Raw genomic sequence first — 14786 nt, forward strand, 5'->3', positions numbered from 1 at the left:
GGCACGATCAATACGATCGAAGAAGTTCTCGCGGCCACCATTGTCGGTGGCACACTAAACGCTGTTACCGTCATCGGCGGCACTATCAACACTGTTCAACAAATCCTTGCCGCTACCATCACCGGTGGCACGCTTAATGCTGTAACCATCATTGGCGGCACCATCAACACGGTCGAAGAAGTTCTCGCCGCCACCATCGTCGGCGGCACGCTCACTGCCGTCACCATCATCGGCGGTACCATCAACACTGTCGAAGAAGTTCTCGCGGCCACCATAGTTGGCGGCACACTTAACGCTGTTACGGTCATCGGCGGCACCGTCAACACTGTCGAAGAAGTTCTTGCCGCCACCATCGTCGGCGGCACGCTCACTGCCGTCACCATCATCGGCGGTACCATCAACATTGTCGAAGAAGTTCTTGCCGCCACCATTGTCGGTGGCACACTAAACGCTGTTACCGTCATCGGCGGCACTATCAACACTGTTCAACAAATCCTTGCCGCTACCATCGCCGGTGGCACGCTTAATGCTGTAACCATCATTGGCGGCACCATCAACACCATCGAGGAAGTTCTCGCCGCTACTATTGTCGGTGGCACCATCAATACAATCGAAGAAGTTCTTGCCGCCACCATCGTCGGCGGTACCATCAACACGGTCGAAGAAGTTCTCGCCGCTACTATTGTCGGCGGCACCATCAATACAATCGAAGAAGTTCTCGCGGCTACCATAGTTGGCGGCACACTAAACGCTGTTACCGTCATCGGTGGTACCATCAACACTGTGCAACAAGTCCTTGCCGCCACCATCGTCGGCGGCACGCTCAATGCCGTCACCATCATCGGTGGGACGATCAACACTGTCGAAGAAGTTCTCGCCGCTACTATTGTCGGTGGCACGATCAATACGATCGAAGAAGTTCTCGCGGCCACCATTGTCGGCGGCACACTAAACGCTGTTACCGTCATCGGCGGCACCATCAACACGGTCGAAGAAGTTCTCGCCGCCACCATCGTCGGCGGCACGCTCACTGCCGTCACCATCATCGGCGGTACCATCAACACTGTCGAAGAAGTTCTCGCGGCCACCATAGTTGGCGGCACACTTAACGCTGTTACGGTCATCGGCGGCACCGTCAACACTGTCGAAGAAGTTCTTGCCGCCACCATCGTCGGCGGTACCATCAACACTGTCGAAGAAGTTCTCGCCGCTACTATTGTCGGTGGCACCATCAATACAATCGAAGAAGTTCTCGCCGCCACCATCGTCGGCGGTACGCTCAATGCCGTCACTATCGTCGGCGGCACCATCAACACTGTGCAACAAGTCCTTGCCGCCACCATCGTCGGCGGTACGCTCAATGCCGTCACTATCGTCGGCGGCACCATCAACACTGTGCAACAACTCCTAGCTGCCACCATCGTTGGCGGCACGCTCAATGCCGTCACCGTCATCGGCGGGACGATCAACACTGTGCAACAACTCCTAGCTGCCACCATCGTTGGCGGCACGCTAAATGCTGTCACCATCATCGGCGGCACCATTAACACTATCTCACAGGTCCTCGCAGCGACGATCGTCGGCGGTACGCTAACCGCCATTTCACAAAACAATTTTATCGAGCAGTCCTTCCTGAATGTGGGAGTAGGGACGGTTCTGACCCTCACTCCGCTTACGGCCATCACCACTTCCGTTCTTGAAACCTACTCTTTCTTCATTTATAACCAGAGTGCCTCCGGCGCCGTGGTTGACGCATTCGTGGAAGTTAGCGCGGACGGTACGAACTGGTTTCGGGATGTTGAGGGGGTAAATATTACAAGCGGTACTGTGAGCGTCCTTGTTCCTCAAAGATTCCTGAAATACACACGAGTTAGCTACCGGTCAGCGACAACACTCGTTGCATCAACGATTAACGTCATATTTAACGCCCAAGGATCATAAATTAGGAACATTTTACGGACACGTTCCATTTCGTATACACCGGAGGAACAAACTATGACCGATGCCTTGTTGAGCATTCAATTGATTGTTCGCAATGAAGAAACGCTTTTGCCCTTCTGCCTTGATAGCGTAAAAACGATTGCCGACGAAATCGTCGTCGTGGATACCGGATCGACGGATCGTTCCGTCGAAATCGCCCGTTCCTACGGCGCCAAAGTTATCGTATCAAAATGGAACGATGACTTTTCATACGCCCGGAACCAGGGATTGGCCCATACGCAAGCGCAGTGGATCTTCTACATCGATGCGGATGAAGTGCTTACGGAAGGAAAAGAATCGTTGCGGGAGCGGCTCACTGCTACAAATGCGGAAGCATTCTGGGTGAATATCGAAAACGTCTTGGGACGACTTCCCGAGGAGCGGCTTCAGCATCGAATGATTCGGCTGTTCCGTAATAATCCCTCCTATCGCTTCCGAGAGCGTATCCACGAACAGATCATTCCTTCCATTCTCGAGCGATGTACGCCTGATCGGCTTGAGCTGTCCAACTTGAAGCTGACTCATCTAGGCTATTTCGCTGAAATCAAAAATCAGTCGGAAAAACGCGAACGGAACGAGCGCATTCTTGCTTCAATGCTGAGCGAATCGAATCAAGACCCATTTGTGCTTTACAATCTCGCCATCGCAAAGGAGCAGCGCGGCGATACGCAGGAAGCGCTTAAGGATCTGCTTTCCGCCAAAGCCAGCGCGCCGGCCGCGGCAGCCTACCGTCCCGTTCTTATCCGGGATATCGCCAAGCTGTACTTAACGATCGAAAGACCAGACGAAGCCGCCCGTATGCTGAATGAAGAATGCGGCAATTATCAGGATTATCCCGATCTCTATTTCCTGCTAGGCCGATCTTATCGGCTTCAAGGATTATATCCGGAAGCTTTGCAGGCTTTCCAAAAGGCGGCCGGCTGCCAACCGTCTTCGGCTCCGTATGCAATCGAAACAGGTACGGCGACTTTCCGGGCCTACACGGAGCTGGGAGAACTGCTGGCCAAGCTCGGTCAATACGAATCGGCCAAAACTTGCTATGAGAAAGCGATGGAATTCCATGCCGGATACATGCCCGCACTCCTTGGTTGGACTGCAGCTCTGGATGCGCTTAACGTCTCGATCGACACCATCACTGCTGGCCTGCAGCAGCTTCTCGCGAAACTTCCTGATCGCGCTAAGAAATATGCGGAAGCTATGATTTATTTAGGCCGATTTGAAGAACTGATCGGCACCCATAACGACGAACGGGATCCCGCAGAACCGGAGCTTGAATATTTTACAGCTTTGGCGCATCTCCACCTCAAACAGTACGACCAGGCTATTTTGATCTTGCAGAATCTATCTGCGACCGTACTGCCCGATCGACGCACAGATATCTCACAAATGCTGGCACTCGCGACATGGAGTCGGGGTTCGGCATTGGGATATGAATTTTATTGGGAGCTGGATGCCGACGTCAGACGCCTGTATCGTTCGCTGGAACGCAGATTGTGGAAGCGCCCGAAGGAAGCGATGGATCCGGCAATGCTCCAGATGGCCAGGGAGATGATCGGGAAGGCCGTTCAAACCGGTCTGTTGGATACGGCATCAGAGTTAGCAGGCTCAGACCCCGCGCTCCTCATGCATGCGGCCAAATGTTTATATCGCAGCGGATACGTACAGCTAGCGGCTGATCTTTTTATCCACCTGCTCGAAGGGGATTCATTGGATGCTGAAGCGACTGTCTGCCTGGCTGAAATTTTATACGATCGTGCGCATTACGGCGAAGCGGCCGCTTTATTCGAGCAAGCGGTTCCCGAAATCGGGGATGCCGCCCGTATCGGAGCGGTGCTCAGCTATTTGCAAACCTCTCGAAGCTTGCTGCAGCAAGCTTTGGAATTTACTCCCGATTCTTCTCTGCTGAAGGGAGAATTGCAGAAGACGGCTACAGGTATCGAACTGCTTAATAAAATCGGTTGGCGCACGGAATGGACGCCAGCCCAAAGGAGGAGTGCGGGTGTCGTCACCCCTGATTTCCTTATGCATGATCGTGAAAGATGAAGCCGATGTCATCGCAAGATGCTTGGAAAGCGCAGCGAAAGCCGTCGATGAAATCATCGTCGTGGATACGGGATCGATCGACAGCACGGCTGAAATTGCCCGGAGCCTGGGAGCGATTGTAATCAATAGCGAATGGCGCAACGATTTTGCCTACGCCCGCAACGCCGGCTTGCAGCATGCCTCCGGAAAATGGATCTTGGTTCTTGACGCGGACGAGGAGCTGGATATGGCCGCCGGCGACAAATTGCGTCAATACGTCGTCCAAGACGGTGCGGACGGTTACTTCGTACATATTTATAATTTCGCCGGCGAACGAAACGATGGACCTGCCGTCATTAATCCGACCATCCGGATGTTTCGCAACCATCCCCGGCACCGCTTCGAAGGACGCATCCATGAACAGATCACGCCGAGCATCCAAGCCAGCAACCCGAACGCCGTTTTCATGTTAACGGATGTCCGGGTGAACCATTACGGCTATCAAAATGAGGTGATTCAGCGTAAAAACAAAACCGAACGCAACCTGCTTCTTCTGCAAGAAACGTTAAAGGAGAAGCCGGACGACCCCTTTCATCTCTATAATATTTCCGTGGAATGGCTGCGTTTGGGCAAAGTAAGAGAAGCATTGGAAGGCTTTCGAAAATCGCGTATGCTGACAAATCCGAAAACAAGTTATGCCCACCTGCTCTACAAATGCGAAGCCAAATGCCACATGGCCTTAGGGCAATCCATATCAGGTTTGGACGTTTGCGCGGAAGGACTGCTGAAATACCCTCAATACTCGGACCTGTATCATTATCAAGGCCTGTTTCATTTAAATATGTCGGATATCGGCAAGGCGAAGGAAGCCTTCTCCAAAGCAGTGGAGACCGGTCCGCCCTCGTCCGGCTACCATACGGAAGAAGGTATGGGCTCTTATATATCCGCTTACCAGCTCGGCTTGCTGCACGAAGCATCCCTGGAGATCGAAGCGGCCGCCGAAAGTTACCTGCGTGCTGTGCAAAGCTTCTCCACTTTTGTGCCTCCGCTTTACCGGTTATTTCATCTCCTTCGCATTTCCGGCCGGGAAGCGGATATTGTTCCCCTCCTCCTAGAGCGTATTTCTATAGACGAGCCGGAACAGGCAGTAAACATCTTGAAGGTCATGGAAGACACCGGATGCAGCCATGCCGCTCTCCGGTTCATCGAGCGCTATCGACATCTGCTTTCTCCAGTGGACGCAACCGTCTATACGGCCGCTCATGCGCTGCTTATCGGAGACCTGATTAAGGCCCGAATATTGGTTCAGCAGCTGCAGGTTTCGAATCCGGAGCATCAGGGCCTGCTTCGTATGAACGTGCTGCTCTGCAGCCTCGGCGACGAGCTTGAGGAGGCGCAGCGTCATTGGAACCGGCTTACAGAACTATACCCGGAACAGCAAAGCAGTGTTCTGGCCTATTTGATCGGCGACCTTGCACCTGCCGGACTTCTCCTTGATCAGGAAGGACTGCATGATATGAGAATGGCCATAAAGTCGGCTTTCTCGAACAGCCGTCCCATTGCAGTGAACCGGATTGCCAGCGCTTGGGGTGAAGCTGTAACCGTCCAGGACAGTCCAAATCGAGCAAATGCTACGGCTGCATTGGTCCGTACGCTGGCTGAATTTGCCGAACGGCACTTGGAACGATTGACGGAAACTCCACGACTAAGGGAATTGTCAAACGCATGCCGGCTTGTCCTCCCCTTCGAGGACGGCTCGCTGCGTTGAAAGAGGCCGTATGAAGAGCGATATCACGTTATCTATGATCGTAAAAGATGAAGAAGAACGATTGGAAGCCTGCTTGGCTTCGGTTGCTGAATATGTTGATGAGATCATTGTCGTCGATACGGGCTCGACAGACAATACTGTGTGGATCGCCCGTCAATTCGGAGCCCGAATCATTCAAGTCCCATGGGAGAACGATTTCGCGAAGGCGCGTAATGTTGGTCTCGAGCAGGCAACGAAACGATGGGTGCTATGCCTGGATGCCGACGAACGGCTCATGCCCGTTCCCTCCGGCTATCTTTCCTATTTAATTACCCAGGAGGATGTTCACGGCTACTATGTTCGTATTAAAAGCTTTATCGGCCAATCGTCAGACGGTGAGTACATGACAGACGAAACCTGCCGATTGTTCAGGAACGACCGCCCATTCGCTTCACACGCCCGATTCACGAGCAGGTTGTCCCCTCCCTGCTTGCAATTCCCGGCGCAGCTCTGCTCCGTTCGAAGCTGACCGTTCTTCATGAAGGCTATTTGGATCCTGTAATTGAAGAAAAGAACAAAAACGGGCGCAACATGGCAATCCTACAAGCCGCGCTGCACCGTCATCCGGACGACCCGGAATACCGCTACGCCTATGGAACGGAATTGTATCAGCAGCAAAAGTATGACGAGGCGCTCGATTTCTTTCTTCCGCTCCTCGATTTGCACGGAGAACGCCTCCGATTAGATCCAGGCCCCGGACAGACAGCCGATCTGACCATAAAAGCTGCTTATGCCCTGAGCCGGACCGGACGAACTGAAACGTCCATTCAACTGCTGAGAAAAGGACTGGAACGGTATCCCGATCATCCCGAGATGCTCGAGCTGCTGGCGGGATTGTACCTGGAGAACCGCCGTCCCGCAGACGCGCTATCACAGCTGGAACCGGCGTTGGGTGCCGGAAGCAGTTCTGCTTTTTATACGACTCTGTCCGGTTCGGGATCATACCGTAGTATGCATCTGGCCGGTTTGGCCCTCGAAGGGCTATGGATGTTCGGGGAGGCTGCTGCCCGTTATTCTGCGGTCTTGTCCATCCGTCCGAATTATGCGCCGTCCTGGTCCCGCCTTCCTCAGCTGGCCATGATAACGGGTCAGGAGGAGCAGCTCGCAAACCTGCTCGCCGATCTTCGTAACCGCGTTCCGCCGGATGTATGGGTAAGCATTCTGCACGAAACGATTTATTTTCGCAAGGACGATTTTGCGGGAAAAGTATGGGAGCTCGCCCCTGACACCATACGTAACCGGTATTACCCGCTGTGGGAAGCAATTATTTTGGCCCGGGAAGATGCCGATGCCGCCTCCCGTCGATTCAAGCGTCTCGGCAGCAGCGTTGAGGCGGAGTGGTATTTATGGGCTATCAGCGTCAAAACGGAATCGGAAAATGAGACGGACTTGCGGCTGCCGCCAAACTTCCATGAACCGATGACGGAAGCGCTGTATCGGCGGTGTCAAGACGTTTTGCTGCAGGTCTGCGCTTGGGAGGGCGTGCTTCGCTGGATGGATCGTTTCCCGGCCAACCTCGCTTGCCCGCAGCTGCCAGTTCATCGGTATTACGCTTATCTGAGCAGCCCGGAGGCTGCGATTGAAGCACTGCTGGATACGGCGAGACAAAGGCGCGAAACCCTCACCGCGAGAGACGGGCTTGCGCTCGGCGGGCTTGCCTTCCATGCCGGCAAGCTTCCGGATTCGCTTGACTGGTTCCGTTATGCCGGACAGTTCGAGCCTGCCCGTATCGAACAGCCCGCAGCGCTCGCTTATGTTAATCTGCTGATGGCCCGAAAGCGGCTTCCCTCCCGATTGTCCGACGTGTTCGCAGCTCCCGACCAGGATCAGTTCAGCAGGGTGATTCGGAGCTTCATGATCCTGTCCGGCTGAAGTGATGACAAGAAAGGATGGTAACGTTATGATAGGTCCGATCCTGTACCTGCCCTGCTTTGATTTTCATCCCCATCGCCAGCGTCCGCAGCATCTGCTCTACCAGCTGAGCCTGCTCGGTTTTGATGTAATCTATTGCAATGTCACTCAAAACAAAGAGCAGCCGTTCGTCCGGTTGAACGACCGCTTTGTCATCTGCCAGGACATAGAAGCGATTCCTCGGCAACGGTATATCATGTGGGTTTCCCACGGTCCATATTTGGATGAGCTTCACCGGTTCGACCGTTCCATGCTCATTACCGATATCGCGGATGCATCGGTAGGACCTTTTTCCGTTTTCGCTCCTTGGCACGAGCGAAAAATCAAAGAAGCGGACCTGGTCCTATGCGCCTCTCAACCGTTGTTCGAAGAAGCGAAATCACTGAGCGAATATGCGATGCTCGTTCGTAACGGCGCAGAGACGGAGTGCTTTACGCCGGCCTCGAACAAGAACGGTCCCCCGCTGCACAAGGAGCAGGAAGCAGCCTTTCTGGCCGGCTCCACAGCTCCCGTCATCGGTTTCTGGGGAGCCGTCGCCGATTGGCTGGATTTCGAACTGATCGGTTATTTAGCCGAGATACGGCCATATTACCTGTTTGTATTCATCGGGACGATCAGCTGTACGATTCCGGATGCGCTGACCCGCCTCCCTAATATACGGTGGCTCGGCGATCAGGAGTACGAAGCGCTGCCCGCCTTCGCCCGACAGTTCGACGCAGCGATCATTCCGTTCATCAAAAATGATTTGACCGAGCACGCCAATCCGATCAAAATGTATGAGTATTTGGCGGCGGGCCTTCCCGTTGTATCCACCGATTTAGCGGAGATCCGGCCCTACAGCGATGTCGTTCGCGTCGTTCCCGCCGGCGACAAAGCCGCATTCGAAAGACAGCTTGACGAAGCCTTGTTGTCGGATCGTTCCGATGCACATATCGCAAGCCGGCAGCAAACCGCATCGTCGGAAAGCTGGAAGCAGCGGGCGCATGTTGTTGCGGAGACGATTCGCAAGCGCAGCTTTATCGAACGATAGAGCATCCAAATGCAATCAGGCATAAGATACAGAAAGGCGCCGCTAATGCGGCGCCTTCTTGGTCAATACAGCTTCCCTCCAAAGATTTATACTACCGTCCCTGAGGTAACAATCAAATACCCCGGGAACAAGCCCCTTTCCTTATCAGACAGCTCCTCATACCAATCTTTGAAGACCGCTTTCAAGGTCTGCTGCTCGGGCAGAAATTCCAAGAAATCGAACGCCGTGTCAATAGCGATATCGAATTCCTTTACATTGCTCAATCCAGCCTGTTCGAACTCCTCCTTCAGCGAATGCAGCGGTATTTCAAAGCCATAACCCCATGCTCCGGTTTTCTCCGCGTACGCTTTTCCAAGCCGGTAGGGCAAACAGCGTGCATTCGGCGCAAATGCGATGACACTGCCTCCCGCGCGGGTGACCCGTGCCATTTCGGTTATGATTTTTAAACGGTCATCGCGCTCATAATGCTCCAATACGCCCGCATTCCAGCATAAATCCACCTGCTTGCCTTCGAGTGAAAGGCTCCGAATATCCTCCTGCAGGAAAGCTGCGTTCCTCGCTTTGCGGCGATATGCCAGCCTGCTTTGCTTCAAAGCGTGCTCCGAGTAGTCTGCTAAAATCGTTTCCGCGCCGTCCATGGCCATACAAAGCGATATTTTGCCCGAGCCCGAACCGGCTTCCAATATACGTTTCCCTTTCAGCTCGCCGGCAAGCCGGCAAATCGTATCATAAATAGACATACTTAACGCATCCCAATGATAGGACGGTTCCGTTGACCAGATCCGGTCCCATACCTGCGTATCCGCTGAAGATTCCAATGGCAGCTTCCCCTTTACCTCATTGTTCGACCCAACTGACCGAAATGCTGAACGTGTTTGCCCCGGCATTATTTTGCAGCGAGACAATAAACCGATTACCCGGCGGGACAATAATCCTTCCTGCTGTTTCGTTGACAGGGGGACCGCCGACTTGTAGAACGGATGTGATTGTCACGCCGCCTGTAACCGGGTTCACTGCCGAAATGCTGAATGACGGAATCATCTGGCTCATATCCGGAAAGCCGAAATTTCCGTTAAATCCGCTTAACGTCACACCACCGTTCAGCGTACCGTTTCGGAGAAAAAACTGCGTCGCATTCGCTTGCCCTCCGGAAAACGCCCGCACGACGAGCGCCACCCGATTCGCTGTTGTCGGATTTGATAATTGAAAGGATAAAAATCCATTGGCAGCCACCGTTCGTGTACTGGTGGTTGAATAATATAAAACTCCGTTTCTAGAGCCATTTTCGGCGATGTCTGCGGTTACCAATGGATGGTTGATATTGCCGAACGCATCAAAGCCGGGCATTCTGCCACCTCGCTTTCCGCGGAAGTTCTTTTGTCATTGTTCGACCCAGCTGACCGAAATGGTGAGCGCGCTCACTCCCACGGCATTCTTTTGCAACAAGATAATAAACCGGCTGCTCGGCGGGATGATAAGCCTTCCTCCCTCCTCGTTCGCGATTGGACCGGTGGTCTGTATAATGGAGGCAAGTGTTACGCCATCTGTAACCGGGTTCACTGTTGAAATGCTGAATGACGGGATCATCTGGCTTCGATCCGGAAAGCCAAAGTTGCCGTTAAACCCGCTTAACGTTACCCCGCCGTTCAGCGTGCCATTCCGGATATAAAACTGCGTCGTGTTCACTTGCCCTCCGGCAAATACCCGGACAATGCGCGCTGCCTGATTCGCCGTTGTAGGATTAAATAGTTGAAAGGCCAGAAATGCGTTGGCGCCTACGGACTGGAGGTTTGTGGTAGAAAAATACAAAATTCCGTTGCGTGACGCATTCTGGCCGACTCCTGCGGTCACCACCGGGTGGTTAATGTTGCCAAATGCATTAAAGTTAGGCATTCAGCCACCTCGCTCTACGGGAAGTAGGTTAGGCTAAACCGTGACGAAGGACTGCTGAAGGAACGTTTCCAGAACCGTTTTCCATCTGGCTTTCCAGACGGATTGATCGAAAGCGAGCGCCGTTTCCCTCGCCCGGTCAGCCAGCCTCAGCCTCAGCTCCGGGAAGTCGATCAAACGGCTGATTGCGTCCGCCAGCTCGTTCTCCGAAGGAGGTATTTTCATACCGTTGTATTCGTTGATAATCAGGTCGTTTAAACCGCCGACATCGCTGGACACCACGGCAACACCGCAGCTTAACGCCTCCAGACACGAGAAAGAGGTCCCTTCAGAAAACGTACTCGGAATGACCGCAATATCCGCATTCCGGTATACCTCTACGACCTCTCCGAAAGAATAACTGCGATGAAGGATTCGGCTGCGGTCCGGATGGCGGTCCAGCCATATCCGGAAAGCGTTGCATAAATCATCGCCGCCGATCACCTCGCCGGCGAATTCGACCGACGCTTGCGGGTAAGCCTCCAGAATCCGGTCGGCAGCGACGATCATCGGTATGATGCCTCGTTCCGGACTGATACGGCGCGGAAACAAAATACGAATGCCTGTTCCTTCCTTCGGGCGGTCTACGGGTGTGAATAGGGTAGTATCCACCGCGTTCGGAATCAATTTCACCTTATCGACATCCCAATATTGGCAGGCGGAACGGCAGTATGTCAGAAAATGCGAGTCGACCGTAACGATCCTCTCCAGTGAATCGAGCGCATGTTGTATCGCACCGCGGATATCGTTCTTCTGTGCCGTATCCAGATGCGGTTGATCCCAATTGATTCCGTGGCAGATCCCCATGCTTCCTTTGCGGTAATGCAGCGGGGTCCAAATATGGCTCGAATAAATGAGTTTCCCCTCCGCCTGTTCACTCATCAGGTTAAACGTGTCCTTGATCCGGCCCATGTCGGTGCAGGGGTAACCGAATACCCGAATGCCTTCCACCTGCCGGTCGAAAGAGCCCTGGAATGACAGCTGATGCACCTCCGGTTCTGCTCCCATTTCCCGAATAACGCCGCATAGATTATAAATATACCGCTCCAGCCCCCCTCCGAAAATACGGTCCAGGCGCCCGTTGTAGGCATCGACGAAGCTGTGCGTCAAAATCCCGATCTTGCTCACGGGCAGTCCTCCTTCCACTCCACCAGGCGCGGATGCGGATCGAGTATCGATTGGTACTGCAATTCATTTCCCCATTGACCCTTGGGATCGTGTTCGCGGTATCGCAAATATTTGCAGCGGCGCTCCTCCTCGTTTCCCGCCCAGCCGTAATGTTTGATGCGGATATCCGACAGATGGCCAGGCAGCGCGTTGTAGGAAAGTGGAACGCGGGGAACATGATGGTTCATGGACGGATAAAAATAATAATATCCCGGAAGGTACCGCACCAAAGCGGTCGTGTGCCGTTTATGCAGCTGCCAGAGATCGTCTTCGCGGTAATGGGTCGTGCTGCCCCAAAAATCGTACATCCGGAAAGCGGCCCAGTCGTATCGGTCCTGATCGACCAAGGATCGGATTTCCTGCTTCATCCGATCCTCGAACAATTCATCGGCATCTACTGCGAGCAGCCAATCCGGCTGGTCTTCGCAGGCTGCCTTCCAGAGCAGCACTTTCAGCTCCGCTTCTCTTCCGAAGTGCGATTCCGTCAACTCTACCAGGCGCTTCACTTTCGGAAACGAGCGGCACAGCTTCACCGTTCCATCCGTGCTCGCGTCGTCGACGATCACGATATCGTCAACGTATTCCGATAAATCCCGAAGCACCGTTTCCAAATAACGGTCCGCTTCGTTGCGCACCTGCATATAGGCGGTAACCCGATTGCCTCCCGATTTGCGAATCGCCTTCACTCCGTTCCCTCCTATCAAGACCAAAAGCAGTCATACCGGCAGCAGCGCAGCTGAGCATTGACTTTCAAGCGTTCGGTCAATCGTTTTTAATTCGAACAGCTCCCCGAACGAGTGGGAATTTGCCGAAGCCCTCCAAAAAAATCGCATCGCCAATCGCCGCTCCCCTTGCATCAGATGAAATAAACCCTGCAGCTTATCGTTCATCATACGGTCAATAATCTGCTGCTTGCCCTTGTCTGCGCTGGTGACGGACAAGGATAGTGCACGTTTCACATCTCCTACTTGGATGGCGATGGACCGTAACAGAGAAGCTGCCCTTTCGTCCTTGATCTTTGCAAGCAAACGTGAAGACGTCCGCATATCACCGATTCGAAATAGCAGTTCGCCCAGTGCAATTAGAATTGCTCCTTGCTCGAACAAATGACACATTCGATCATAATGCGCCCGTTCCTCACCGGTTATGCATGTAATGCCATATGTATGGAGCGCCTGTTCCGTTTCTCCGTTTAATGCGTGGATCGCCGCCAAAAAACGAAAACGGGTGCTCAAAACGTCCTTCACGCCCGTAAGAACGCATGCGGCAAACGAGCGCTGCAGGCATGACGCCGCTTCCACTCCTTCGCCAAGCAGATAATAATAGAATGATTGAAGATACCAAACCAGCTCGTTCATTTCGTCTATCTGCGAAAGCTGCTTATAATGCTGAATCTGCTCATCCCATTGACGCTGTTTGATAAAATCGATGGATCTTCCATTGATAACGAGACCGAGAGCTTCGAAGAAGGTTTGCCGGTCGCGTTCGACCTGATCCGCTGCAAGCGACAGCTGCGGCGAAGCGATCAGCAGTACAGGATCGTATTTAAACAGCAGATCCGTATAGGCGCTTTCGGAGTCGCTTACAATCAATTCGGAAGTAGAGGCAAGCAGCTTCGAATACTTATTCCATAGTTCCGGATTTTCGCCTTGGGGTGTCTCCGGAAGCAGCGCAACAACCGCCCGAAACAGATGGATGTTCATGACCGTCGGAATAAAGATTTGCGAGATAAGCAGAACGCTTTCCTCCGGAGGCAGTTCCGCCGCTTGAGCGACACTGATCACTCTGACATTACCGTCCGCCTCAGCAGGAAGTTCCGAATAGGCGGCGAATACATTTCCGCTTGATTGCAGCAGTTCTGCCAGATGCCGATAAGGAAAGTCGTACCATGGGACATGGGGAAAGAAGATATAATTCATGACAGCCACCAGGCTTTCTATGCATGATCCAAAGCGTGGAACATTTTCTGTTATTAATATATCTTCAGAGGGTAGAAAACATGACTGGGCGGGCTTTTAGCTTAGTGTTAAGTCGATCTTTTTAACTAAAAAAACTGACTCCGGTCATTAACCGAAATCAGCTTTTATTTTACACACATGTAATCACGCCAACTTTTAAAGTTACTTGATTAATTTACTTTAGCCGCTATTTTTTCTAAGGGCTTTGCATTCCCATAGACTGGACGATTGCGATCTACCGGCTGTGCCCAATTCACGGCATTCACAATGACTCGTTGAATGGCTTTGTTATGATACGTTGGATAGGTTTCATGCCCCGGCCGGAAATAAAACACCTTGCCGTTTCCGCGTATAAATGTGCATCCGCTGCGGAACACTTCTCCTCCTTCGAACCAGCTTGTAAAGATAAGCTCGTCCGGTGCAGGGATATCAAAATGCTCGCCATACATTTCTTCTTTTTCCAGTTCGATATATTCCCCAATTCCTTCTGCGATCGGATGGCTTGGCGCCAAGACCCAAAGACGTTCTTTCTCATCAGCTTCACGCCATTTCAAATCGCAGCTTGTACCCATTAAGGTTTTAAAGATTTTTGAGAAATGACCCGAGTGAAGTACAATCAAACCCATTCCGTCAAGCACTCGCTGCTGTACTTTTTGGACAACTTCATCCTTTACTTCTCCGTGCGCAAGATGTCCCCACCAAATTAATACATCCGTATTGTTTAATACGTCGTCTGTTAAACCATGTTCTGGCTCATCCAATGTAGCCGTCCCCGCTTCAAATCCTGCTTCCGTTAAAAAACCTGCAATCGCACCATGGATGCCATCCGGATATATTTCACCTACAAGCGGGTTCTTTTTCTCATGACGATTTTCATTCCATACCGTTACCTTAACCATTTTTCGAACACTCCTTCTTGTTTTCATTACTCTCAGTATAAAAAATCCGAATCGCTAGAGAAATGCTAAATCATGCTGCTTTT

The 14786-nt window shown here is 52.5% G+C and carries 13 protein-coding genes; 6 read left to right on the plus strand and 7 right to left on the minus strand.

From position 1 onward, the window contains the following. The 6 genes from DFP97_RS31390 to DFP97_RS07855 form a co-directional block, all read left to right on the plus strand. Window positions 1–1941: DUF6385 domain-containing protein (locus DFP97_RS31390; protein WP_245975981.1), on the plus strand; the 1941-nt coding region annotated here is incomplete at its 5' end. Window positions 1942–1995: 54 nt separating this feature from the next. Beyond that, window positions 1996–4023 carry a tetratricopeptide repeat-containing glycosyltransferase family 2 protein gene (locus DFP97_RS07835; RefSeq protein WP_114379440.1) on the plus strand — a complete coding sequence of 676 codons (2028 nt, stop codon included), beginning with the start codon at window positions 1996–1998 and terminating at the stop codon, window positions 4021–4023. Then, complete coding sequence (locus DFP97_RS07840) at window positions 3980–5770, plus strand: tetratricopeptide repeat-containing glycosyltransferase family 2 protein (RefSeq protein WP_147275028.1); 1791 nt, start codon at window positions 3980–3982, stop codon at window positions 5768–5770. The genes DFP97_RS07835 and DFP97_RS07840 overlap by 44 nt, the downstream gene beginning before the upstream one ends. 10 nt (window positions 5771–5780) lie before the next feature. Beyond that, window positions 5781–6278: a glycosyltransferase family 2 protein gene (locus DFP97_RS07845; RefSeq protein ID WP_114379442.1), complete on the plus strand. Its 498-nt coding sequence runs from the start codon at window positions 5781–5783 to the stop codon at window positions 6276–6278. 62 nt (window positions 6279–6340) lie between these two features. Further along, window positions 6341–7681: a tetratricopeptide repeat protein gene (locus DFP97_RS07850; RefSeq protein WP_147275029.1), complete on the plus strand. Its 1341-nt coding sequence runs from the start codon at window positions 6341–6343 to the stop codon at window positions 7679–7681. Window positions 7682–7709: 28 nt separating this feature from the next. Then, a complete protein-coding gene (locus tag DFP97_RS07855) occupies window positions 7710–8750 on the plus strand; it encodes a glycosyltransferase (protein WP_181873399.1) in 1041 nt (346 codons plus the stop codon). A gap of 86 nt (window positions 8751–8836) precedes the next feature. Here DFP97_RS07855 and DFP97_RS07860 read toward each other — a convergent pair whose 3' ends face one another. From DFP97_RS07860 to DFP97_RS07890, 7 genes are all read right to left on the minus strand, one after another. Next, window positions 8837–9568, minus strand: a complete 732-nt coding sequence (locus DFP97_RS07860) for a class I SAM-dependent methyltransferase (RefSeq protein WP_245975982.1) — start codon at window positions 9566–9568, stop codon at window positions 8837–8839. Between the two features lie 19 nt (window positions 9569–9587). After that, window positions 9588–10097 (minus strand): hypothetical protein, encoded by a 510-nt coding sequence (locus DFP97_RS07865; RefSeq protein ID WP_114379446.1) that lies wholly within the window; start codon window positions 10095–10097, stop codon window positions 9588–9590. 33 nt (window positions 10098–10130) lie between these two features. Next, the gene (locus tag DFP97_RS07870) at window positions 10131–10643 is read right to left on the minus strand and encodes a hypothetical protein (RefSeq protein ID WP_114379447.1); all 513 of its coding nucleotides are present in this window, start codon (window positions 10641–10643) and stop codon (window positions 10131–10133) included. Between the two features lie 33 nt (window positions 10644–10676). Continuing rightward, a complete protein-coding gene (locus tag DFP97_RS07875) occupies window positions 10677–11807 on the minus strand; it encodes a glycosyltransferase family 4 protein (RefSeq protein ID WP_114379448.1) in 1131 nt (376 codons plus the stop codon). Further along, on the minus strand, window positions 11804–12532 hold the full coding sequence (locus tag DFP97_RS07880; protein ID WP_245975984.1) for a glycosyltransferase: 729 nt from the start codon (window positions 12530–12532) through the stop codon (window positions 11804–11806). The genes DFP97_RS07875 and DFP97_RS07880 overlap by 4 nt, the downstream gene beginning before the upstream one ends. 30 nt (window positions 12533–12562) lie before the next feature. Beyond that, a complete protein-coding gene (locus DFP97_RS07885) occupies window positions 12563–13765 on the minus strand; it encodes a hypothetical protein (RefSeq protein WP_114379449.1) in 1203 nt (400 codons plus the stop codon). 209 nt (window positions 13766–13974) lie between these two features. Then, on the minus strand, window positions 13975–14703 hold the full coding sequence (locus DFP97_RS07890; RefSeq protein WP_114379450.1) for a ThuA domain-containing protein: 729 nt from the start codon (window positions 14701–14703) through the stop codon (window positions 13975–13977). Window positions 14704–14786: the final 83 nt, after the last annotated feature.

This window comes from Paenibacillus prosopidis (assembly GCF_003337375.1).
GTDB lineage: Bacteria > Bacillota > Bacilli > Paenibacillales > Paenibacillaceae > Pristimantibacillus > Pristimantibacillus prosopidis.